Origin of the sequence: Streptomyces sp. CA-111067, from assembly GCF_050956065.1 — a bacterium.
Classification (GTDB): domain Bacteria; phylum Actinomycetota; class Actinomycetes; order Streptomycetales; family Streptomycetaceae; genus Actinacidiphila.
Genome location: NZ_CP192103.1, coordinates 6,210,456 through 6,231,170, shown reverse-complemented (window position 1 = coordinate 6,231,170; position 20,715 = coordinate 6,210,456). Strand labels below are relative to the sequence as shown.

At 71.6% G+C, this 20,715-nt stretch carries 22 protein-coding genes; 14 read left to right on the top strand and 8 right to left on the bottom strand.

The features are described from left to right. Positions 1–75 precede the first annotated feature (75 nt). The 4 genes from ACQPW6_RS27620 to ACQPW6_RS27605 all read left to right on the top strand — a co-directional run bounded on the left by ACQPW6_RS27620 (position 76) and on the right by ACQPW6_RS27605 (position 3,699). The gene (locus ACQPW6_RS27620; protein WP_433894685.1) at positions 76–1,056 is read left to right on the top strand and encodes an ABC transporter substrate-binding protein; all 981 of its coding nucleotides are present in this window, start codon (positions 76–78) and stop codon (positions 1,054–1,056) included. Positions 1,057–1,103: 47 nt separating this feature from the next. Then, positions 1,104–2,123 carry an amino acid ABC transporter permease gene (locus ACQPW6_RS27615; protein ID WP_433892384.1) on the top strand — a complete coding sequence of 340 codons (1,020 nt, stop codon included), beginning with the start codon at positions 1,104–1,106 and terminating at the stop codon, positions 2,121–2,123. Next, positions 2,120–2,929 (top strand): amino acid ABC transporter ATP-binding protein, encoded by an 810-nt coding sequence (locus ACQPW6_RS27610; protein WP_433892383.1) that lies wholly within the window; start codon positions 2,120–2,122, stop codon positions 2,927–2,929. Before ACQPW6_RS27615 ends, ACQPW6_RS27610 begins: the two co-directional genes overlap by 4 nt. 137 nt (positions 2,930–3,066) lie before the next feature. Then, a complete protein-coding gene (locus ACQPW6_RS27605; RefSeq protein ID WP_433892382.1) occupies positions 3,067–3,699 on the top strand; it encodes a CGNR zinc finger domain-containing protein in 633 nt (210 codons plus the stop codon). On the opposite strand, the gene sodX is transcribed toward ACQPW6_RS27605, so the two are convergent. Beyond that, positions 3,603–4,028 carry a nickel-type superoxide dismutase maturation protease gene (gene sodX, locus ACQPW6_RS27600; protein WP_433892381.1) on the bottom strand — a complete coding sequence of 142 codons (426 nt, stop codon included), beginning with the start codon at positions 4,026–4,028 and terminating at the stop codon, positions 3,603–3,605. The genes ACQPW6_RS27605 and sodX overlap by 97 nt on opposite strands. A 139-nt stretch (positions 4,029–4,167) precedes the next feature. Here sodX and sodN point away from each other — a divergent pair, with 139 nt between their 5' ends. After that, a complete protein-coding gene (sodN, locus tag ACQPW6_RS27595) occupies positions 4,168–4,563 on the top strand; it encodes a superoxide dismutase, Ni (protein WP_329136320.1) in 396 nt (131 codons plus the stop codon). A gap of 262 nt (positions 4,564–4,825) precedes the next feature. Here sodN and trxA read toward each other — a convergent pair whose 3' ends face one another. Together trxA and ACQPW6_RS27585 are read right to left on the bottom strand one after the other, a co-directional pair. Then, positions 4,826–5,197: a thioredoxin gene (trxA, locus tag ACQPW6_RS27590; RefSeq protein ID WP_433892380.1), complete on the bottom strand. Its 372-nt coding sequence runs from the start codon at positions 5,195–5,197 to the stop codon at positions 4,826–4,828. Beyond that, on the bottom strand, positions 5,194–5,640 hold the full coding sequence (locus ACQPW6_RS27585) for a MerR family transcriptional regulator (protein ID WP_433892379.1): 447 nt from the start codon (positions 5,638–5,640) through the stop codon (positions 5,194–5,196). The genes trxA and ACQPW6_RS27585 overlap by 4 nt, the downstream gene beginning before the upstream one ends. Before the next feature lie 170 nt (positions 5,641–5,810). On the opposite strand from ACQPW6_RS27585, the gene ACQPW6_RS27580 reads away from it, so the two are divergent. Beyond that, positions 5,811–7,841, top strand: a complete 2,031-nt coding sequence (locus tag ACQPW6_RS27580; protein WP_433892378.1) for an N-acetylmuramoyl-L-alanine amidase — start codon at positions 5,811–5,813, stop codon at positions 7,839–7,841. A gap of 360 nt (positions 7,842–8,201) precedes the next feature. Here the strand turns inward: ACQPW6_RS27580 and ACQPW6_RS27575 are convergent, their stop codons facing one another. Then, a complete protein-coding gene (locus ACQPW6_RS27575; RefSeq protein WP_433892377.1) occupies positions 8,202–9,119 on the bottom strand; it encodes a MurR/RpiR family transcriptional regulator in 918 nt (305 codons plus the stop codon). A gap of 10 nt (positions 9,120–9,129) precedes the next feature. Between ACQPW6_RS27575 and ACQPW6_RS27570 the strand changes: the two genes are divergently transcribed. The 4 genes from ACQPW6_RS27570 to ACQPW6_RS27555 all read left to right on the top strand — a co-directional run bounded on the left by ACQPW6_RS27570 (position 9,130) and on the right by ACQPW6_RS27555 (position 12,597). After that, complete coding sequence (locus ACQPW6_RS27570) at positions 9,130–10,128, top strand: 1-aminocyclopropane-1-carboxylate deaminase/D-cysteine desulfhydrase (RefSeq protein ID WP_433892376.1); 999 nt, start codon at positions 9,130–9,132, stop codon at positions 10,126–10,128. Positions 10,129–10,284: 156 nt separating this feature from the next. After that, a complete protein-coding gene (locus tag ACQPW6_RS27565) occupies positions 10,285–10,815 on the top strand; it encodes an N-acetyltransferase family protein (RefSeq protein WP_433892375.1) in 531 nt (176 codons plus the stop codon). 200 nt (positions 10,816–11,015) lie between these two features. Further along, the gene (locus ACQPW6_RS27560; protein ID WP_433892374.1) at positions 11,016–11,429 is read left to right on the top strand and encodes an anti-sigma regulatory factor; all 414 of its coding nucleotides are present in this window, start codon (positions 11,016–11,018) and stop codon (positions 11,427–11,429) included. 34 nt (positions 11,430–11,463) lie between these two features. Further along, the gene (locus tag ACQPW6_RS27555; protein WP_433892373.1) at positions 11,464–12,597 is read left to right on the top strand and encodes a SigB/SigF/SigG family RNA polymerase sigma factor; all 1,134 of its coding nucleotides are present in this window, start codon (positions 11,464–11,466) and stop codon (positions 12,595–12,597) included. Between the two features lie 285 nt (positions 12,598–12,882). Here the strand turns inward: ACQPW6_RS27555 and ACQPW6_RS27550 are convergent, their stop codons facing one another. Then, positions 12,883–13,428, bottom strand: a complete 546-nt coding sequence (locus tag ACQPW6_RS27550; RefSeq protein WP_433892372.1) for a hypothetical protein — start codon at positions 13,426–13,428, stop codon at positions 12,883–12,885. Positions 13,429–13,476: 48 nt separating this feature from the next. On the opposite strand from ACQPW6_RS27550, the gene ACQPW6_RS27545 reads away from it, so the two are divergent. After that, positions 13,477–14,445, top strand: a complete 969-nt coding sequence (locus ACQPW6_RS27545; RefSeq protein ID WP_433892371.1) for a diacylglycerol/lipid kinase family protein — start codon at positions 13,477–13,479, stop codon at positions 14,443–14,445. A 324-nt stretch (positions 14,446–14,769) separates the two neighbouring features. Then, the gene (locus tag ACQPW6_RS27540) at positions 14,770–15,027 is read left to right on the top strand and encodes a WhiB family transcriptional regulator (RefSeq protein ID WP_037913060.1); all 258 of its coding nucleotides are present in this window, start codon (positions 14,770–14,772) and stop codon (positions 15,025–15,027) included. Between the two features lie 122 nt (positions 15,028–15,149). On the opposite strand, the gene ACQPW6_RS27535 is transcribed toward ACQPW6_RS27540, so the two are convergent. Together ACQPW6_RS27535 and ACQPW6_RS27530 are read right to left on the bottom strand one after the other, a co-directional pair. Next, positions 15,150–16,598 (bottom strand): sensor histidine kinase, encoded by a 1,449-nt coding sequence (locus ACQPW6_RS27535; protein WP_433894684.1) that lies wholly within the window; start codon positions 16,596–16,598, stop codon positions 15,150–15,152. 351 nt (positions 16,599–16,949) lie between these two features. After that, positions 16,950–17,852, bottom strand: a complete 903-nt coding sequence (locus ACQPW6_RS27530) for a TIGR03564 family F420-dependent LLM class oxidoreductase (RefSeq protein WP_433892370.1) — start codon at positions 17,850–17,852, stop codon at positions 16,950–16,952. 151 nt (positions 17,853–18,003) lie between these two features. Between ACQPW6_RS27530 and ACQPW6_RS27525 the strand changes: the two genes are divergently transcribed. Next, positions 18,004–18,576: a TetR/AcrR family transcriptional regulator gene (locus ACQPW6_RS27525; protein ID WP_433892369.1), complete on the top strand. Its 573-nt coding sequence runs from the start codon at positions 18,004–18,006 to the stop codon at positions 18,574–18,576. On the opposite strand, the gene ACQPW6_RS27520 is transcribed toward ACQPW6_RS27525, so the two are convergent. Then, a complete protein-coding gene (locus ACQPW6_RS27520) occupies positions 18,560–19,582 on the bottom strand; it encodes an SIS domain-containing protein (RefSeq protein ID WP_433894683.1) in 1,023 nt (340 codons plus the stop codon). The genes ACQPW6_RS27525 and ACQPW6_RS27520 overlap by 17 nt on opposite strands. 189 nt (positions 19,583–19,771) lie before the next feature. Between ACQPW6_RS27520 and nagB the strand changes: the two genes are divergently transcribed. After that, positions 19,772–20,557: a glucosamine-6-phosphate deaminase gene (nagB, locus tag ACQPW6_RS27515; protein WP_433892368.1), complete on the top strand. Its 786-nt coding sequence runs from the start codon at positions 19,772–19,774 to the stop codon at positions 20,555–20,557. Positions 20,558–20,715 lie beyond the last annotated feature (158 nt).

Sequence of the window (20,715 nt, the reverse complement as noted above, 5' to 3'; positions counted from 1 at the left end):
ACAGGGTGGCGGTACTCGAAGGCGTGTGCCATGCCCCCTGCACGTAACACCCTCACCTCGCAGGAGGACACAGCGATGACCGCAGGCACCACCAGGCGCTCGGCCGCTCTCACTCGTCTGACCGCGGTCGCCGCCGTCGCGGTCGCCGGCACCCTGATGCTCACCGGGTGTGGCGACCAGACAAAGAAGGACTCCTCCAGTACCCCGAGCGGCTCGTCCACGGCGGGCTCCGGGCCCGCGACCTCGACGGCCGCGGTCGCGCCGCTGTTTTCCAAGCTGCCGCAGAAGTACCAGGACAGCAAGGTCATCCAGGTCGGCACGGACGCGTCGTACGCTCCGATGGAGCAGACCGAGAACGGCAAGATCGTCGGTATCGACCCGGACATCGCGGACGCGCTGTCCAAGCAGCTCGGGGTGAAGTTCAACTTCACCAACGGGAAGTTCGACGGTCTGATCCTGTCGCTCTCCACCGGTCGCGCGGACGTCATCATGTCCGCTATGAGCGACACCAAGGCCCGCCAGCAGGGACTTGACGACAACGGCAAGCCCAAGGGCAAGGGCGTCGACTTCGTCGACTACTACAACTCCGGCTCCTCGCTGCTGGTGCAGAAGGGCAACCCCAAGGGGATCAAGACCCTCGCGGACACCTGCGGCAAGACCGTGGCCGTGCAGCGCGGCACGATCTACGAGGACGCCTTCAAGGCGCAGAAGAAGACCTGCGGCTCCAAGGGGCTGACCGTCGAGTCCTTCGACACCGACGCCGAGGCGCAGACCCGGGTGCGGGCCGGCGGCGCCGTCGCCGACCTCAACGACACCCCGGTGGCCGCGTACATCGCCCAGAAGGCGGGCGGCGGCAAGGACTTCGAGGTGGCCGGCTCGCCGGCCGACGCGGGTCCGTTCGGCATCGCGGTGAGCAAGGACGACACCCAGCTGCGGGACGCCCTGAAGTCGGCGATGGACGCGATCATCTCGGACGGCACGTACGCCAAGGTGCTGCAGAAGTGGAACGCGAGCGTCGGGGCGATCAAGCAGTCCGCGATCAACGGCGGATCCTGACCGGCGCGGGTCCGACGAAGCCGACGATGTGATGAAGGGCAGTCAGCGTGACTGACAAGTTCGAGAAGGGCTCCGCGGCCGAAGAACCGGCCGCGGGGCCGGCCGCGGAAACCGCCGCCCCCGAACCCGCCGCGGAACCCGCAGGCGAACCGGCCGCGGGGCCGCCGCCGGGGGCGTTGCCGTACGAGGCGATCCGGGCCGTCCCGGTGCGGCACTACGGCCGCTGGGTCAGCGGCGTGGTGGTGCTGGTCCTGCTGGGCTGGCTGGTCTACGCCTTCTCCCAGGGCGATGTCCTGTGGGGCACGGTCAGGAGCGAGCTGTTCGACCACATCGTCCTCCAGGGCGTGTGGCACACCATCCTGATCTCGGTCTGCGCGATGGCGCTGGGCCTGGTGCTGGGCGTGGTGTTCGCGGTGATGCGGCTGTCCCGCAACCCGGTGACCGGCGCGGTGGCCTGGCTGTACATCTGGTTCTTCCGCGGCACACCGGTCTACGTGCAGCTGCTGATGTGGTTCAGCCTGTCGCTGATCTTCCATGTGATCAACCTCGGTCCGATCTACAAGAACGAGACCGTCGACGTGATGACCCCGTTCACCGTCGCCCTGCTGGGCCTCGGGCTGAACGAGGGCGCCTACATGGCCGAGATCGTCAGGGCCGGCATCCAGTCGGTGGACGAGGGCCAGACCGAGGCGGCGCACGCCCTGGGCATGACCAGCACCCGCACCATACGAAGGATCGTTCTTCCGCAGGCGATGCGGGTGATCATCCCGCCCACCGGCAACGAGTTCATCAACATGCTCAAGACCTCCTCGCTGGTCTCGGTGGTGGCCTACTCCGAACTGCTGCGCGCCACCTCCGACATCGGCAACTCCAGTACCGCGGTGATGGAGATGTACTTCGTCGCGTCGTTCTGGTATCTGGTGATCACCAGCGTGTTCAGCGTCGGCCAGTTCTACCTGGAGCGGCGGTACGCCCGCGGGTCGCTGCGCAGCCTGCCGCTGACCCCGTGGCAGAAGGTCATGAAGAACGTGTCCACCCTGCGCCGACCGAAGGCGGCCACCGCATGAGCGCCCCCAGCATGACCAAGGACGGCCCGGCCGGCGGCGACGGCACCGAGCCGATGGTGCGGGCCGAGGCCGTGCACAAGTCGTTCGGCCCCGCGCACATCCTCAAGGGCATCGACCTGGAGGTGGCCGCCCGCGAGGTGTGCTGCCTGATCGGCCCCTCGGGCTCCGGCAAGTCCACCTTCCTGCGCTGCATCAACCACCTGGAGCAGATCAACGCCGGGCGGCTGTACGTGGACGGCCGGCTGGTCGGCTACCGGCAGCAGGGCGACCGGCTGCACGAGCTGCGGGACCGCGAGGTCTCCGGCCAGCGGCGGGACATCGGGATGGTCTTCCAGCGGTTCAACCTCTTCCCGCACATGACGGCGATCGAGAACGTCATGGAGGGCCCGGTCCAGGTCAAGCGGGAGTCCAAGGCGGCGGCCCGGGAGCGGGCCGGCGCGCTGCTGGAGCGGGTCGGGCTGGCCGACAAGGCCGCCAGCTACCCCGCGCAGCTGTCCGGCGGCCAGCAGCAGCGGGTGGCGATCGCCCGTGCGCTGGCCATGGAGCCCAAGCTGATGCTCTTCGACGAGCCGACCTCGGCGCTGGACCCCGAGCTGGTCGGCGATGTGCTCGACGTGATGCGCGGGCTCGCCGAGGACGGCATGACGATGATCGTGGTCACCCATGAGATGGGCTTCGCCCGGGAGGTCGGCGACTCGCTGGTCTTCATGGACGACGGCGCCGTGGTGGAGTCGGGCCGGCCGCGTGAGGTGCTGGCCGATCCGCAGCACGAACGCACAAGGGCCTTCCTATCAAAGGTACTGTGACGCGCCGTCAACCGGCAAGGGGGTACGGAGCCGCCGCGGCCCGTGCCCCCGTGCCGTTGGCAAGCCCCACGGTCGTAATACCCTGGTAGTAGGTTCGGCTGTTACGCAGCCCGCAATGCCCTCAGTAAGGACCACACGTGGAACTGGCTTATTACTCGGACTACGCCGTGCGCCTCGTGAACAGCGAGGAGCCGCTGCGCGGCACCGACGCGCTGACCTCGGTCGAGGCCGTACGGGCGCTGTTCGGCGCCAACACCCAGCCCGCCGCGCGGGCGGTCGAGGCCGACGTGCCGCGGCTGCGGGCGGTCCGCACCCGGCTGCGCGGGGTCTTCGAGGCCGCCGACGAGGGCGACGAGACCAGGGCCGTGGACCTGCTGAACCAGCTCATGCTGGAGTTCCCGGTCAGCCCGCAGATCTCCGGCCATGACTTCCTCGACGACACCACCGGCCGCCCCGACTGGCACATGCACCTGGCCGAGCAGGCCACCAACGCCACCGCCGGCTACTCCGCCACCGCCTGCATGGGCCTGGCCTTCCAGCTCACCACGCTCGGCGCCGACCGGCTGGGGATCTGCGAGGCGGCGCCGTGCCGCAACGCCTACGTGGACACGTCTACGAACCGGTCCCGGCGCTACTGCTCGGACCGGTGCGCCACCCGCGCCAACGTGGCGGCCTACCGGGCCCGCAAGCGCCTGGAGAACGAGCGGTCAGGACGCAGCGGGCGCACGCACGAGGCCGCCCAGGAGGCCACCCCGGCCACCGAGCGCTGAAGCTCCCTGGCCGGTCGGAACCGGCCCCTGGCCCTGGCCAAGACGAGTTCGTCCGGCACCGCGCCGAACTCCCGGCTGTCGTTCTCCACGAACACGTTGTCCCCCAGCACCCACCAGCCGCCCTCGCGCCGCTCCACCGCGCGCTTGACGATCAGCAGATCCTGCTGCAACGGGTGTCTCATCACCACGACGTCGCCCTCCCGCACCTGCTCGGCGGCGCTGCTGACCTTCTGGATCAGCAGCCAGTCCCCGTGCAGCAGCGTGGGCGCCATCGACGGACCGGTGACCTCGGCCAACTGCCAGGACAGCCTGGCCCCCTGTTCCCGCATCCTGCGCCTCCTGGTTCGTTCCTCCACCCAGCACCAGGGTGACACCAGACTTTTGCCCTAAGCCACCTGGGGCACCCGAGAAACCGAGTCCCCCAGGAGTAATGTCCCACCTGAAAGACGATCACGAGGAAGGACAGCCATGTTCACTCGCCTGTTCGCGCCCAAGGTGAAGGTCAGCGCGCACTGCGACCTGCCCTGCGGCGTCTACGACCCGGCCCAGGCCCGCATCGAGGCCGAGTCCGTCAAGGCAGTCCAGGAGAAGTACCAGGCCAACGAGGACGCGGACTTCCGCACCCGGGCGGTGCTGATCAAGGAACAGCGCGCCGAGCTGGCCAAGCACCACGTCTCGGTGCTGTGGAGCGACTACTTCAAGCCGCCGCACTTCGAGAAGTACCCGCAGCTCCACCAGCTGGTGAACGACACGTTGAAGGCGCTCAGCGCGGCCAAGGCGTCGAACGACCCGGCCACCGGCCAGAAGGCGCTCGACCTGATCGCCCAGATCGACAAGATCTTCTGGGAGACCAAGCAGGCCTGATCCGCCCAGGCCCGATTCCCGGGCCGAACGCACCGCGCCCGCCCCGTCGTTGCTGACGGGGCGGGCGCGGTGCGTTTTCTGCCGGGGTGGTGCGTTTCCGCGGGGGCCGATTCGTGAATGAGATGTGCGTCACATTCGACGGGTGTCACATTCTCCGGGCCCTGGCCACTCATATTCCCGTCGGAGCGATTCCCGGCCACGGAACGTCCCCGTCCGCTCGGTCCCCCGTACCGGCGGACGGGGGCTCCGTCCGGCCCCGTCCTCAGATCTCGTCGGCCAGCTCCTGCAGCAGCCGGCGCTTGGGCCGCGCGCCCACCAGCACCTTGACCGGCTCACCTGCGCGGAAGAGCAGCAGCGTGGGCATCGACAGCACGCCGTAGGCGGCCTGGGTCGCGGGGTTGGTGTCCACGTCGAGCCGGACGATCCGCAGCCGGTCGGCCTCCTCGACCGCGATCTGCTCCAGCACCGGGGCGATCATCCGGCAGGGCGGGCACCAGTCGGCGGTGAAATCGACCAGTACGGGGAGTTCACTGGTCAGCACCTCCTCGGCGAAGGTGGCGTCGGTCACCGTGAGGACGGCGGGCTCGGCGACGGGGGTCACGGGGGTCGCGGACTGCTGTGCTGCGGTGGTCATGTCGGCGGTTTCCTCTCGGCGGCTGCGGTGCCGGCGGCCGTCGTGACGGCCGTGGCCAGTTCGCACATCGGTTCCTGCGGGCCCGCCGCCTCCAGCTCCGCCCGCGCCAGCTGCGCGGCGACCTGGGCGCGTACCGTCTGGATGCGCTCCGCGCAGGCGTCGAGTTCGGCGAGCTTGCGGCGGTAGACCTCAAGCGAGGCGGCACAGGTGTCGCCCGCCGGGTGGCCGGCCCGCAGGCACTCCACGAACGGACGGGTCTCGGCCAGGCCGAAACCGAAGTCCTGGAGCGTGCGGATCTGATCGAGCAGCCGCACATGCTCCTCGTCGTAGCTGCGGTAGCCGTTGCCCGCCCGGTCGGCGGGCGGCAGCAGCCCCAGGGACTCGTAGTAGCGGACGGTACGGGTGGTCGTACCTGCCCGTTCCGCCAGTTCACCGATGCGCATACGAACGACGGTAAACCTTGACGCGCGGGTCAACGCCAGCCGTTTCCGCGGGCACTTCCGGCCCCGTCTGGCAATTAGTTCCAGGATTTACGCCCCAGAGGTTGCTAACTGCCAGTCGCTCTCGGCAGGCTGCGCCCCAGCAGTTCACCCAAGCAACGCGAGGAGCCCGGATGCACCGCCCCCTCAGCAGCTCCCCCCACCGTCCACGCCGCCGCAGAGCCCTGACGCTGGCCGCCTCCCTGTCCCTGCTGGCCGGCCTGTCGGTCACCGCGGCCACCACCGGCACCGCGCGCGCCGACGTCCCGCAGGCCGGCCGGCAGGCGGAGTTCACCGCGGCGGCAGGCGAGTTCGGCGTACCGCTGCCCGTTCTCGAAGCGGTGTCGTACTACGAGACCCGGTGGGAGGCGCACGCCGGGCAGTCCAACGCCGAAGCGGGCTACGGCCCGATGAACCTCACCGACCTCACCACCGCGGAGCTCGACGCGGACGGCCTGAGCACCCAGTCGCCGCGGTACGCCGACCTGCTCAAGGCCCCCGCCGAGCACACCGCGGCGGTCGCGGCCGGGCTGCTCGGCACGGACACCGCGAGCGTGCAGGACGACGAGGCGCAGAACATCCGCGGCGGCGCGGCCCTGCTGGCGTCCTACGCCAGGAGCTACGGACACGGCAGGCTGCCGCACGGCGTCGACGGCTGGTACGCGGCCGCGGCCCGCTACAGCCAGTCCACCGAGGACAAGGTGGCGCAGGCGTTCGCCGACGGCGTCTGGGACACCCTGCGCACCGGCGCGTCCCGCACCACCCAGGACGGCCAGCAGCTCACCCTGGCGCCCACGCCCCGGCTGCACCCGGACCGCGGCGACGTGCGCAAGCTGGGCCTGAAAGAGGTCACGCCGCCGACGTCGAACCAGAAGCCCGAGTGCCCCAAGTCGCTGAACTGCGACTTCATACCCGGTGCGTACACCCTGCTGGACCCGGCGGACCTGGCGGACTACGGCAGCCACGACCTCGCGGACCGCCCCAACGGCAACCTGGACGTCCGGTACATCACGCTGCACAGCACGGACGAGACGTACGACGGCACGCTCGACCTGTTCCGCGACCCGACCTACGCGGCCGGCGCGCACTACGTGGTGCGCTCGCAGGACGGCCATGTCACGCAGATGATCCCGACCAAGGACATCGCCTGGGACAGCGCGAACCGGTCGTTCTACCAGCACTCGATCGGCATCGAGCAGGAGGGCTGGGCGACCCACGGCGCGTCCTGGTACAGCGAGAACCTGTACCGCTCGACGGCCCAGCTGGTCCGCTACCTGGCGGCGAAGTACGACATCCCGCTGGACCGGGCGCACATCCTCGGCCACGACAACATCCCCGGCGGCACCGAGTCCGGCATCGCCACCCAGCACTGGGACCCGGGTCCCGGCTGGGACTGGGAGCACTTCTTCGACCTGCTCGGCGCGCCGATCCACGCGACGGCCAGGCAGGGCAGTGACGTGGTCACGATCAAGCCGGGCTACGCGCACAACATGCAGAGCACGACGTACTGCGACGACGTGGCGGGCTACAAGCAGTTCCCCGGCCCGTACCGCAGCTTCGACTGCCCGGTGGCGGCACCGGCGGCGCCGTCCAGCTTCGTGCCGCTGCACACGGCGCCGAGTACGAGCGCGCCGCTGGTCGCGGACCCGTACCTGCACCCGACGGGCGCGGGCACGACGGCGATGAACGACTGGGGTGACAAGGCCCCGGCGGGCGAGAGCTACGTGGTCGCCGACCGGCAGCCCGGCTGGACCGCGATCTGGTGGGCCGGCCAGAAGGCCTGGCTCCAGGACTCCCCCCAGCACCCGGCGACGGTCCCGGTGAAGGCGTCCCGCATCGTCCCGAAGGCCGGCCGCACGTCGATCCCGGTCTACACGACGGCCTACCCCGAGTCCTCGGTGTACCCGCCGGACTTCGTGGCCTTCGAGGGCGGCACCCCCCGCCCGCAGACCCCGGCGGCCAAGTACGCGATCCCCGCGGGCCAGTCGTACGTGGAATCCGGCCCGGCGGTCCACACGGACTCGTACTTCGCGATCTACTACGACGGTTCGGCACCCTACGACCAGCACGATTTCGTCGGCACGACGAAGGTCTACGAGATCATCTACAACCACCGCATGGCGTTCGTGAACGCGGACGACGTGGACGTGATCCCGGGCAAGTAGCCTCCGGCCCGGTTGCGCCCATCCCCGGCCGGCATGGGCCCCGTAGGGGCGCGGGACCGTGCCTGAAATGCGGCCCCGCCGCCTGGGCGCGACCTGCCCCGGCATCACCAGGGGCGCGGGACCGTGTCTGATATGCGGCTCCGCCGCGTGGGCGCGACCTGCCCCGGCATCACCAGGGGCGCGGGGAACTGCGCGACAAGCCACCCACGGTTGGGTGGTCCGGCGACGACCTCAAGTGGCTGGGCAGTCGGCCGCCTGCAAGGCACATCGTGGCTGGTCGCGCGGTTCCCGCGCCCCTACGGGGCGCTGACCGGGGTCGGCCGGGGCCGACGAGAGCGCGACCGGGCCGGAGGCCGGGGGTCAGGAGATGCGGTCGCTCTCCAGGGCCTCGTAGGTGATGCGGAGGGCCTTGCTGGAGCGTTCGAACGTGCGCTGGGCCACGCAGACGAACAGGCAGTCCACCACCACGAGCTGGCTGATCCTGCTCGCCATCGCGCCGGGGCGGAACGTCGTCTCCCGGCCGGCCGAGACGAGGACGAAGTCCGCCAGCTTGGCGGCCCGCGACATCGGGTGGTTGGTGATCACCACCGTCGTCGCCCCCTTCGCCGCCGCCCGCCGCAGCGGTTCGAGGACGTCCCGGCTCTCCCCCGAGTGCGAGACCGCGAGGAAGACGTCCCCCTCCCCCAGCAGCACCGCACTGGTGAGCGCCGACTGCGAGTCGCCGTGCGCATGGCAGGCCCGCCCGATCCTGGCCAGCTTCTGCTGGAGGTCCTGGGCGACCAGCCCGGACGCGCCGACCCCGGCCAGGTGCAACTGCCCGCCGCCGCACACCGCCTTGACCGCCCCGGTCAACTGCTCCGCGTCCAGCTGCGTCGCCGTCTCCAGCACCGCCCGCGACTCCGTGTGCACCAGCTTCGCGATCACCTCGGCCGCCGAGTCGTCCGGCGTGATCCCGGAGGTGATCGTGGACCTCGGCGCCTGCCGCGCGGCGGACGCGGCCAGCGCGAGCCGCAGCTCCGGGTAGCCGGCGAACCCCAGCGCCCGGGCCGTCCGTACGATCGACGACTCGCTGGTACCGGCCAGCACGCTCAGCTCGGAGATCGTGCTGCGCGCCACCTGCGCCGGGTCCTCGACGATCAGCGAGGCGATCCGGGCGGCGGCAGGGGTCAGCGAGGGCAGCAGCCCGCGCACGGTGGCGGTGAGCGCGTCACCGCCGTCACTGGGCTCAGTGGCGATGTCCGCCGCGGGCGCCGGCAAGTCCGGATTGTTTTCGTGCACGACATGAAGCATGCACCGTGAATCAGCCTTCTGGGACCCGGGGTGGCAGAATCCCGCGCTCCGGTTGCCCGCCGGCGTTCCCGCGCCGGGTGTCACCCGTGCGGGTGACAATGAACGGGTGAGCCGCCGTATCGCCCCCGTCCCGCCGTCCCCGCTCCAGGAGGCGGCGGACGACCGGCTGGCCCGGCACGGGGTGCGGCTGCTGCTCAAGCGGGACGACCTGATCCACCCGGACCTGCCGGGCAACAAGTACCGCAAGCTGCGGCTCAATCTCGACGCGGCGGTCGAGGCCGGCCACGACACGCTGCTGACGTTCGGCGGCGCGTACTCCAACCACCTGCGGGCTACGGCCGCGGCGGGGCGGCTGCTCGGCCTGCGGACGGTCGGCGTGGTGCGCGGCGACGAGCTGGCCGGCCGCCCGCTCAACCCCTCGCTGGCCCGCGCGGCGGCCGATGGCATGCGGCTGGACTTCGTGGACCGTGCCACCTACCGCCGCAAGACCGACCCGGCCGTCCTGGCCGCCCTGCTGGCCCGGCACGGCCCCGCCTACGTGCTGCCCGAGGGCGGCTCCAACGCGCTGGCCGCCCGGGGCTGCGCGGACCTCGGCCGCGAACTGCGCACGTCCGCCGACGTGGTGGCCGTCCCGTGCGGCACCGGCGGCACCCTGGCCGGCCTGGCGGCGGGCCTCGCCGGCGGCCCGGAGGCGATCGGCTTCGCCGTGCTGCGCGGCGGCTTCCTCCCCGCCGAGGTGCTGCGCCTCCAGGAGGCCGCGTTCGGCGGCCTCCGCGGCCGGTGGCGGGTGGAGGACGGCTTCCAGCACGGCGGTTACGCCAGGACGTCGGCGGAGCTCGACGCCTTCGCCGCGGATTTCGACGCCCGGCACGGCGGCCTGCTCGGCCGCCCGGTCGACCGGGTCTACGTGGCGAAGATGCTCTTCGGGGTCTTCGCCCTGGCCGAGGCGCGAGCGTTCCGCACGGGGACGCGGGTAGCAGCGGTGATCACGGGCTAGCCGCCGGCACGAGGCGAGGACGCGGGTCCGCTGTGGCCGGTCACGCAGTTCCCCGCGCCCCTTCGGGCCCCTTGGCCCGCACGCCTCGCCGCTCACGCAGTGAGACGCGACCGCCCGCCTTACACCTCTCACATCGTCCGAACGTAATCTAAAGACATGATCCGCGCCGCGACGCCCGCCGACGTCCCCGTCATCCGCGCCCTGATCCGCGAACTGGCCGCGTACGAGAAGGCCCCGGCCGAGGCCCGGGCCACCGAGGAGCAGCTGCACGAGGCGCTGTTCGGGCTGGACGCGGTCGCGCACGCGCTGGTCGCGGAGGGCGACGACGGCTCGGCGGCCGGCATCGCCGTGTGGTTCCGCAACTTCTCCACCTGGACCGGCACCGCCGGGCTCTACCTGGAGGACCTGTACGTGCGCCCGCAGGCCCGCGGCGCCGGCCACGGCAAGGCGCTGCTGGCCGAACTCGCCGCGATCTGCGTACGCAACGGCTGGTCCCGCTTCGAGTGGACCGTCCTCGACTGGAACGAGAAGGCGCTCGGCGTCTACCGCTCCATCGGCGCCCTGCCGCAGGACGAGTGGACCGTGCAGCGCCTGTCGGGACCGGCGCTGACCGCCCTGGCGGCACTCGCCGGCGACCCCGCCGGCAGCCCCGACGCGCCGAACCGGACGCACACGCATGCGAATTGAGACCCGCCCGTCCGGCGCACGTAACGTACCCGTGCGCTTACCATGGGTGACAGCGAAACGGCGGGAATCCGCCCTGATCGACCCCTACGACCGTTCACCCGTCGCGGCGACCGTGCTCCGTCCGGGCGACATCAGGGCGCGGATCGCGATAGCGTCGCTGCGAACCAGAGCAATCACTGTGTGCCACCTTGGAGGTGAGGGTGTCCCAGATCGCAGGCGAGCCCGTGTCAAAGGACTTCGTCGAGGTCCGGCTGCCCGCTGCGGGGGCGTATCTGTCGGTGCTGCGGACGGCCACGGCCGGACTCGCGGCCCGGCTCGACTTCACACTCGACGAGATCGAGGATCTGCGGATCGCCGTGGACGAGGCCTGCGCGATCCTGCTCCAGCAGGCCGTGCCCGGCTCCGTCCTCAGCTGTGTCTTCCGGCTGGTCGGGGATTCGCTGTGGGTGACCGTCTCGGCGCCCACGACGGACGGCCGGGCCCCGGAGCGCGACACCTTCGCCTGGACGGTGCTCTCCGCACTGGCCGGCGAGGTGGACTCCACGGTGGCGGAGGACAAGACGGTCAGCATCAGTCTGCACAAGAAGCGCGGCGCCGTTCCAGGGCTGTCGTGAGGCTGGGGCCGGTGGATGTGACGGGGAAGACGCCATGAGTGCTGAGCTGTCCCGGGACGACAACCCGGGCACGCCCGCGGGGCACGACGACGTGCCCGCGGTACGAGGCCGCGCCTCCGTACCGGCACAGCAACCGGAGCGGCATCCGGCCGGCCCCGGAGCCCGGCCGCATCCCGAGCCCGGCGGGACGGCCCGCCGGGAGACCCCCATGGAAGTGACGGACGCGGCGGAGCAGGCGGACCCGATGGATCAGGACCAGCAGGCGGAGCACCGGCAGGCGGCGGAAGAGCCGGCGGCCCGGGCGACCGGGCCCGGGCAGGACGCGCCGGCTCAGCCCGAGCCCCAGCCCGGGCAGGACCGGCCGGAGGCGGCTCAGCCGCAGCCGGAGGAGGAACTGCCGGAGCGGCCCGACCCGCACGACCGGGCGGGCGCCCGCGCGCTCTTCGTCCGGCTCAGCACGCTGCCCGACGGCTCCCCGGAGCGCGCCGAGCTGCGCAACCAGCTGGTGCGGATGCACCTGCCGCTGGTCGAGCACCTGGCCAGGCGGTTCCGCAACCGCGGCGAGCCGCTCGACGACCTGACCCAGGTGGCGACGATCGGCCTGATCAAGTCCGTCGACCGGTTCGACGTCGACCGCGGGGTGGAGTTCTCCACGTACGCGACACCGACCGTGGTCGGTGAGATCAAACGTCACTTCAGGGACAAGGGCTGGGCGGTACGGGTGCCGCGCCGGCTCCAGGAGCTGCGGCTCGCGCTCACCACGGCGACCGGCGAGCTGTCCCAGCGGCACGGCCGGGCGCCGACCGTGCACGAGCTGGCGGAGCACCTGAAGATCTCCGAGGAGGAGGTGCTCGAGGGCCTTGAGTCGGCCAACGCGTACAGCACGCTGTCGCTCGACGTGCCCGACACCGACGACGAGTCGCCGGCGGTCGCCGACACGCTCGGTTCCGAGGACGAGGCGCTGGAGGGCGTCGAGTACCGGGAGTCGCTCAAGCCGCTGCTCGAGCAGCTGCCGCCCCGGGAGAAGACGATCCTGCTGCTGCGCTTCTTCGGCAACATGACCCAGTCCCAGATCGCCCAGGAGGTCGGCATCTCCCAGATGCACGTCTCCCGCCTCCTGGCCCGCACCCTGGCGCAGTTGCGCGACAAGCTCCTCATCGAGGAGTAACAGCCTGCGGCCCGCACCCGCCATCCCCGCGCGCCCGGCGTGTACCCGGCTCCACCAGGGGCGCGGGGTCTGCCCCGGTTACCCCGGGGGCGCGGGGAACTGCGCGCTCAGCCATCCACCGGCCTGGGGGCACCCCCGGCCGAAGGTTGGGGGAGGCCGGGAAACGACAGGACCAGCCCCTTCGGGCCGGTGGTAAGGCGCGCCACTGTCGGTGGCTTGTCGCGCAGTTCCCCGCGCCCCTGGTGATGCCGGGGCGGTCCCTACGGGGCGCAACCCCGGCCGGGGTTAGTTGGAGGCGGTGCGGCGGATGCCCAGGGCGTCGGTGGTGGCCGGGTGGACCAGGAGGACGAGGCCGGCCAGGGAGACCGCCGTCAGGGCCGCGCCGGAGGCGACGATCCCGCCCGTGTCGCTGTGCAGCATGGACCACGCCACCGGCAGCCCCAGCAGATGGATGATCAGCGCCGGGCCGCGGCTCCAGCGGCGTACCTGGCGCAGCCCGTAGGCCGCGGCCAGCGGGATCGCCGCGAGCAGCAGGACCAGCAGGCCGCCCAGGATCCCGTTGCGGCTGCCCGTGGAGAGCATCGTGACGGCCCAGGCGGCCACCCCGAGCCCTTCGAGACCGGAGGCCACGGCCGCGGCCGTCAGCCGCGCCGGGGCGGGCCCGGCCGGGACGGCCGGCTCAGCGGGCGTCTCGGGCTGCTCCGCGAGCTGCTCCCTGACCGGCGGCACCACTTTCTGCATCTTCTGCACCAGCCGCTGCGGCGGCGGCTTGCGCGGGCGCTTCTGGCCGCTCCGCGCCGTCTTCTGCGGGGTCTTCCGGGGCTCGGTCACACCAGCCAGCGTAGCCCGCCGTACCAGACGGTAGGTACGCTGTCGAGTATGCGCGCTCTCCTCGTGGTCAATCCTGCCGCCACCACCACCAGTGCGCGGGTGCGTGAGGTGATCGGTACCGCGCTGTCCAGCGACCTCAAGCTGGAGGTCGCCACCACCGAGTACCGCGGCCACGCCCGCGACCTCGCCCGCCGGGCCGCCGAGAGCGGCGAGGTGCGGGTGGTCGTCGCGCTCGGCGGCGACGGCACCGTCAACGAGGTGGTCAACGGCCTGCTGCACCACGGCCCCGATCCGGACGGCCTGCCCCGGCTCGCGGTGGTGCCCGGCGGCTCGACCAACGTCTTCGCGCGGGCGCTCGGGCTGCCCAACGATCCGGTGGAGGCGACCGGCGCGCTGCTGGACGCGCTGCGCGCGGACTCCTCGCGGACCGTCGGCCTCGGCCTGGTGAGCGGCACCGAGGGCACCGAGGACGAGGGCGTGCCGTCCCGCTGGTTCACCTTCTGCGCGGGCCTGGGGTTCGATGCCGGTGTGGTCGGACGGGTCGAGCAGCAGCGGGAGTTGGGCAAACGGTCCACGCACGCGCTGTATCTGCGCCAGGTGGCCCGGCAGTTCCTCGCCGACCCGCACCGCCGGCACGGCACGATCACGCTGGAGCAGCCGGAGCAGGATCCGCAGAGCGGCCTGACGATGGCGATAGTCTGCAACACCGCGCCCTGGACGTATCTCGGCAACCGGCCGGTGTACGCCTCCCCCGAGGCGTCCTTCGACACCGCCCTTGACCTGCTGGCCGTCCGCAAGATGTCCACGATGTCCGCGACCCGTTACGCGACGCAGCTACTGCGTTCCACTCCGGAGCGCGGGCTCACAGGAAAGAACGCGTTGACGCTGCACGATCTGACGGACTTCACCTTGCAATCGCAGGCGCCACTGCCCTTCCAGGTGGACGGTGACCACCTGGGACTGCGAACGAGCGCGACCTTCACAGGCGTACGCCGTGCACTGCGTGTGATTGTGTAAGTCGAAGAGCCTAAAGTCCTTTTACTCGAACGTTTAGACTGCCCTGCACCCCATGGAAGTACGGCTGTGATCGAGGCGACACCGAGGAATCCAAAAAAACTTTCCTGAAGGGGTTGTATCTCCAGCCGAGGTTTGCGAGTCTCTAGGTGGCGATCGGGACGGCCGGACATACGGCCCCCTTGAGAGCCCGAACCCACCACATCACACCAGCGGGACAGCGCCAGTCGACACGGCTGGGGCGGCGTCCCGTTCGCTGTGTAGGGATTCGTGAAAGCGTTCACATTCACAAGCAACGTGCTTGTCACACAAGGAGTTGGAGCAGCCATGGACTGGCGTCACCGCGCCGTTTGCCGCGAGGAAGACCCCGAGCTCTTCTTCCCCATCGGCAACACCGGTCCTGCGCTGCTGCAGATCGAGGAAGCCAAGGCCGTCTGCCGCCGCTGTCCCGTCATGGACCAGTGCCTGCAGTGGGCGCTGGAGAGCGGCCAGGACGCCGGTGTCTGGGGTGGCCTCAGCGAGGACGAGCGCCGCGCGATGAAGCGCCGCGCCGCCCGCAACCGGGCCCGTAACGCCAGCGCCTGACGTAAAAAACTTCCCCCCGAGCCGCAGCGCGCAGCACTCACCACAACGCGCAGCAACGAAGCAACGCACTGAGAGGCCCCGTACCAACGACGGTACGGGGCCTTTTTGTGCGCGCTGAACTGTCATGCCTCCAACGGGAGTTCGAGGATCACCCGGGTGCCCCGCTCCGGCGCCGGGACCATGTCGAACGTGCCGGACAGCTCGCTGACGACCAGCGTGCGGACGATCTGCAGGCCGAGGTTGCCGGTCAACTGGGCGTCGAAGCCCGGCGGGAGGCCGCGCCCGTCGTCCTGGACGGTGATGGTGAGCAGCTCCCGGCCACGGCTGGCGGTGACGTCCACCGTGCCCGACTCCCCCGGCCCGAAGCCGTGTTCGAGCGCGTTCTGCAGGAGTTCGGTGAGCACCATCGACAGCGGGGTGGCCACCACCGCGGTCAGCTCGCCGAACCGGCCGCTGCGCCGCGGAATGACCCGGCCGGGTGAGATCTCCGCCACCATCGACAGCACCCGGTCGGCGATCTCGTCGAACTCCACCCGCTCGTCCAGCGTTTGGGACAGCGTCTCGTGCACGATGGCGATCGACCCGACCCGCCGTACCGCCTCCTCCAGCGCCTCCCTGGCGCTCTCGGAGTCCATCCGGCGGGCCTGGAGCCGCAGTAGCGCCGCCACCGTCTGGAGGTTGTTCTTCACCCGGTGGTGGATCTCCCGGATGGTGGCGTCCTTGGTGATCAACTCGCGCTCGCGGCGGCGCAGTTCGGTGACGTCCCGGAGCAGCACCAGCGAGCCGGTGTGCACGCCCTTGGGTTTGAGCGGGATGGAGCGCAGCTGGATCACCCCGTCGCCGCCCTCCACCTCGAACTCCCGCGGCGCCCAGCCGCTGGCCAGTTTGACCAGAGCCTCGTCCACCGGGCCGCGGGCCGGGGCCAGTTCGGCGGTGGCCTCGCCCAGGTGCTGGCCGACCAGGTCGGTGGCCAGGCCGAGCCGGTGGTAGGCGGACAGCGCGTTGGGGCTGGCGTACTGCACCACGCCGTCGGCGTCCAGCCTGACCAGGCCGTCGCCGGCCCGCGGCGAGGCGTCCATGTCCACCTGCTCGGCGGGGAACGGGAAGGAGCCGGCCGCGATCATCTGCGCCAGGTCCGAGGCGCTCTGCAGGTAGGTGAGCTCCAGCCGGCTGGGAGTGCGCACGGTGAGCAGGTTGGTGTTGCGGTTGATCACCCCGAGCACCCGGCCGTCCCGGCGCACCGGGATGGACTCGACCCGTACCGGCACCTCCTCGCGCCACTCCGGGTCGCCCTCCCGGACGATCCGGCCCTCGTCGAGGGCCGCGTCCAGCAGCGGGCGGCGGCCGCGCGGAACCAGGTGGCCGACCATGTCGTCCTGGTAGGAGGTGGGGCCGGTGTTGGGCCGCATCTGGGCCACCGAGACGTAGCGCGTGCCGTCCCGGGTGGGCACCCACAGCACCAGGTCGGCGAATGACAGGTCGGACAGCAGCTGCCACTCCGAGACCAGCAGGTGGAGCCATTCGAGGTCGGAGTCGTCAAGGGCCGTGTGCTCGCGTACGAGGTCGTTCATGGAGGGCACGCCTGTGAGCGTACCGTCCGGCCGGTCAGGCGAATGCGCGGCCGATATCGGGAACAGAATCCGTGGCGTAGCCATGGACAACCGGTATTGGTCTAGTCCACAATTGAACCATTGGCTTCCGTTCTCCCCGCACAGGAGGACGGATCGAGGCCCGGCGTTCTCTGCCCTGACTACGCCGCCGCCTCAGGGCCGGCCCTATCGGGCCTGCGGGCACCGCACACCCGCCGGCCACGGCGTCGGCGTCAGCTCCGGGCTGCGGTGCTGGAGAGGCTGAGGGTCCTCTCCCGGCACCGCGGCCCGTAGTGGTTTCCTTCCCCTTGCCGGTCTCGCGCCTCCGGGCCCTCAGACCCGCCGCAGGTCGGCGAGCAGCGCGAGGGTCCTGGCGTACTCCGCCGGGTCGCCGGCGATGCCGGCCAGCACTTCGGTGGTGCCGGCCTCGGCGAAGGCGCGCAGGCCGGCGACCACCTCGTCCTCGTCGCCGATCAGCGCCGTCTCGTGGACGCCGCTCAGTTTCTGCCGGTCCAGCAGCGCGCGGTAGGCGGGCAGGTCGGAGACTCCGCGCATCGCCTCGGCCACTTCCCGGCGTACGGCCTCCGGGCGGTCGGTGACGCTCACCGTGACGCCGCACACGATCCTCGGCGCCGGGCGGCCCGCCGCCGTGGCCGCGGCGTCCAGCCGCGGTTTGACGTGGTCGGCGATCACCGGCGGGGTGGCCCAGGTGGTCACCGTCCCGTCGGCCAGCTCGCCCGCGATGCCCAGCATCACCGGCCCGAGCGCGGACAGCAGCACCGGCGGCGGCTCCGCTCCGGCCGCCTCGATCCGGGCCGTCACCCGCAGCGCCTCGCCCCGGTGGTCCGCCTGCTCGCCGCGCAGCAGCGGCAGCAGCACCTCCAGGTACTCGCGCACGTGCCGGGCCGGGCGGTCGTAGGACAGCCCGAATGAGCCCTCGATCAGCGCCCGGTGGCTCGGTCCGACGCCGAGCGTCAGCCGGTTGCCGGTGGCGGCCTGGGTGGTGAGCGCCTGCCCGGCCAGCGCGACCGGGTGCCGGGGCTGGGTCTGCACCACGGCCGTGCCCAGGTCGATGCCCGGCACCTGGTGCCCGGCCAGCGCCACCACCGTCAGCGCGTCCCAGCCGAATATCTGGCTGAAGTAGACGCTGTCGAGGCCGGCCCCGGCCGCCGCCCTGACCCGTTCCACCGCCCCCTCGACGCTCGGCTCACCGCTGACGTACAGCCCGATCCGCATGGCCCCTCCAGGTCTTTCAGGTCGTCTTTCCGGCGCGCGCTTAACATGAATTTCCGATTCACCTTCTAGTCCTGAGGCTACCGTAAGATGAAGCCAGGATTCATGTTGGCCGCCTGGCGGGGGAACCGGTCGACGAGGGAAGGAGTCGGGCGTGCGAGCCGACGCACTGCGCAACCGGGAGCGGATCGTCGCCGCCGCGCTCGACACGTTCACCGCGCGCGGCGCCGAGGCGTCGATGGAGGAGATCGCCCGGGCGGCCGGACTCAGCGTCGGCGCGCTCTACCGGCACTTCCCCGACCGGCAGGGGCTGCTCGAACACATCGCGATCGACGCGTTGGCGGATCTGGTGGCCTTCGCCCGTACCGCCGCCGCCGACCCCGTGCCGGCCCGCCGCGAGGTGCTGTTCGAGGTCGTCGGGCACTGCGTCAGCCTGCCGCTGGCGCTGACGAAGTCCCTGTCGGTGGACACCGGGTCCGATCCCCGGCTGGCCGCGCTCATCGCCCAGAGCGACGCGGCGTTCGCCGAACTGGTGCGCGGCGCCCAGCGGGAGGGCGGCCTGCGCTCCGACCTCACGGCGGACGAGGTGATCGCGGTGCTGAACGTGGGCGTCTGCCGGCCGGGCGCGCGGCCCGGCGACCCGCTGCTGACCGTCCTGCTCGACGGGCTCGCGCCGCCCGCGGGCGCGGGACCGTCCGGCGGCCCCGCGGTCAGTGGGTCTCGGTGATCTTCGCTATCGCTCGGGGGACGTCCGGGTCCTGGCCGCGGGCGAGGGTGACCTCCCAGGCCAGTTTCTGCAGCGGCAGGATCTCCAGGACGGGCTGCAGCGCCTCCGGGACGCCCTCGGTGGGCAGGACGAAGCCCGCGGAGGCCGCCGCTACCTGGGCCTCGGGGCCGACCACCACCAGGTCCGCGCCGCGGCCGCGCAGCCGGTCCAGGACCGGTTGCAGGGCCAGGCCGCCGCGGCCCTCGGTGACGATCGCGATCACCGGCGAGATGTTGTCCACCATGGCCAGCGGGCCGTGCAGCAGGTCGGCGCCCGAGTAGGCGAGCGCGGGGATGTAGCTGGTCTCCATCAGCTTCAGCGCCGCCTCCTTCGCGGTCGGGTAGCCGTACCCGCGCGAGGTGATCACCATCCGCTCGGCGAACCGGTAGCGGCCGGCCAGCCGCCGTACGTCCTCGTCCCGTTCGAGCACCTGCGCCGCCAGGTCCGGCAGCGGCTCGGCCTCCGCGCCCTGCTCGCCGCGCATGCCCGCCACGAAGAGGTACAGCGCCAGCAGCTCCGCGGTGTACGTCTTGGTCGCCGGCAGCGCCTTCTCCGGGCCGGCCAGCATGTCGATGTGGAACTCCGAGACCTCCGCGAGCGGCGAGTCCGCGTTGTTGGTGACCGCCAGGGTGATCGCCCCGGCCTTCCTGGCCGCCTCGGTGGACGCCACCAGGTCCGGCGACCCGCCGGACTGGCTGACGGTGACCAGCAGGACGTCGGCGAGCCGCGGCTCGGCCCCGTACGCCGTCGTGGTGGACATCGAGGTCAGCCCGCAGGGCAGTCCGAGCCTGATCTCGGTGAGGTACTTCGCGTAGAGCGCGGCGTGGTCGGAGGTGCCGCGGGCGCTCAGCAGCACGAAACGCGGGCGCCTGGCGGCGATCCGCTCGGCGGTGCGGCTGATCTGCGGCGCGCCCTCGGTCAGCAGCCGGCGCAGCACGCCCGGCTGCTCGGCCATCTCGCCCGCCATGATCCAGCCAGGTCCACCGCCCACCGCCGCCTGCCTCCCTCCGGCCGTACGGCACGGCGCCGCACCGCCGGCCGCCGGAGTGTCCCGCAACCTGCCCGTCGTCCCAGTCGAACACAGGTCCCGCGGCCCCGCACGCTCTGCTAGATTGGTCTATACCATACGTGACCTCTCCAGAACGGCAGGCCCAGCGTGGAAGTTGTCATCGTCCCGGACGCCGCGGCAGGCGGCGACATCATCGCCGAGGCCATGAGCGCGCTGCTGCGCCGCAAGCCGGACGCGCTGCTCGGGGTGGCCACCGGCTCGACCCCGCTCCCGGTCTACGAGGCGCTGGCCGCGAGGGTACGGGCCGGCTCGGTGGACGCGACCCGGGCGCGGGTCTGCCAGCTGGACGAGTACGTGGGGCTGCCCACCGGGCACCCGGAGTCGTACCGCTCGGTGGTGCTGCGCGAGGTCGTCGAGCCGCTGGGGCTGTCCGTCGAGTCCTTCATGGGCCCCGACGGGGCCGCCGACGACATCCTCGGCGCCTGCGCCGACTACGACGCGGCGCTGGCCGCGGCCGGCGGGGTGGACCTCCAGCTGCTCGGGATCGGCACGGACGGGCACATCGGGTTCAACGAGCCGTGCTCGTCGCTGGCGTCGCGGACGCGGATCAAGACGCTCACCGAGCAGACCAGGGTGGACAACGCGAGGTTCTTCGACGGGGACATCGCGCAGGTGCCGCACCACGTGATCACGCAGGGGATCGGCACGATCCTGGAGGCGCGGCACCTGGTGCTGCTCGCCACCGGCGAGGGCAAGGCGGAGGCGGTCGCCCAGACCGTCGAGGGCCCGATCGCGGCGGTGGTCCCCGCCTCGGCGCTCCAGCTGCACCCGCACGCGACGGTGGTGGTGGACGAGGCCGCCGCCTCCAAGCTGAAGCTGGCCCCGTACTTCCGCGCCACGTACGCGGCCAAGCCCGCCTGGCAGGGCCTGTAGGTTCTCCCCCGCCCGCCCTTCTGTCCTCAATCGCCGGACGGGCTGATTAAGCCTGGGTGCGATGCCCGAGGCACACGTGGGCGGGCGGGAAGAAGCGGCGAGCGCAACCGGCCCACCGGGCAGACGCCCCGGGCGGAGAGAACCCACCCACCCCGGGA

Coding starts and splice junctions, on each gene's coding strand:
- ACQPW6_RS27620 (WP_433894685.1), top strand. CDS start 76: ATGACCGCAGGCACCACCAGGCGCTCGGCCGCTCTCACTCGTCTGACC.
- ACQPW6_RS27610 (WP_433892383.1), top strand. CDS start 2,120: ATGAGCGCCCCCAGCATGACCAAGGACGGCCCGGCCGGCGGCGACGGC.
- sodX (WP_433892381.1), bottom strand. CDS start 4,028: ATGCGGGAACAGGGGGCCAGGCTGTCCTGGCAGTTGGCCGAGGTCACC.
- sodN (WP_329136320.1), top strand. CDS start 4,168: ATGTTCACTCGCCTGTTCGCGCCCAAGGTGAAGGTCAGCGCGCACTGC.
- trxA (WP_433892380.1), bottom strand. CDS start 5,197: ATGACCACCGCAGCACAGCAGTCCGCGACCCCCGTGACCCCCGTCGCC.
- ACQPW6_RS27585 (WP_433892379.1), bottom strand. CDS start 5,640: ATGCGCATCGGTGAACTGGCGGAACGGGCAGGTACGACCACCCGTACC.
- ACQPW6_RS27580 (WP_433892378.1), top strand. CDS start 5,811: ATGCACCGCCCCCTCAGCAGCTCCCCCCACCGTCCACGCCGCCGCAGA.
- ACQPW6_RS27570 (WP_433892376.1), top strand. CDS start 9,130: ATGCACCGTGAATCAGCCTTCTGGGACCCGGGGTGGCAGAATCCCGCG.
- ACQPW6_RS27565 (WP_433892375.1), top strand. CDS start 10,285: ATGATCCGCGCCGCGACGCCCGCCGACGTCCCCGTCATCCGCGCCCTG.
- ACQPW6_RS27555 (WP_433892373.1), top strand. CDS start 11,464: ATGAGTGCTGAGCTGTCCCGGGACGACAACCCGGGCACGCCCGCGGGG.
- ACQPW6_RS27545 (WP_433892371.1), top strand. CDS start 13,477: ATGCGCGCTCTCCTCGTGGTCAATCCTGCCGCCACCACCACCAGTGCG.
- ACQPW6_RS27540 (WP_037913060.1), top strand. CDS start 14,770: ATGGACTGGCGTCACCGCGCCGTTTGCCGCGAGGAAGACCCCGAGCTC.
- ACQPW6_RS27535 (WP_433894684.1), bottom strand. CDS start 16,598: ATGAACGACCTCGTACGCGAGCACACGGCCCTTGACGACTCCGACCTC.
- ACQPW6_RS27530 (WP_433892370.1), bottom strand. CDS start 17,852: ATGCGGATCGGGCTGTACGTCAGCGGTGAGCCGAGCGTCGAGGGGGCG.
- ACQPW6_RS27520 (WP_433894683.1), bottom strand. CDS start 19,582: ATGGCGGGCGAGATGGCCGAGCAGCCGGGCGTGCTGCGCCGGCTGCTG.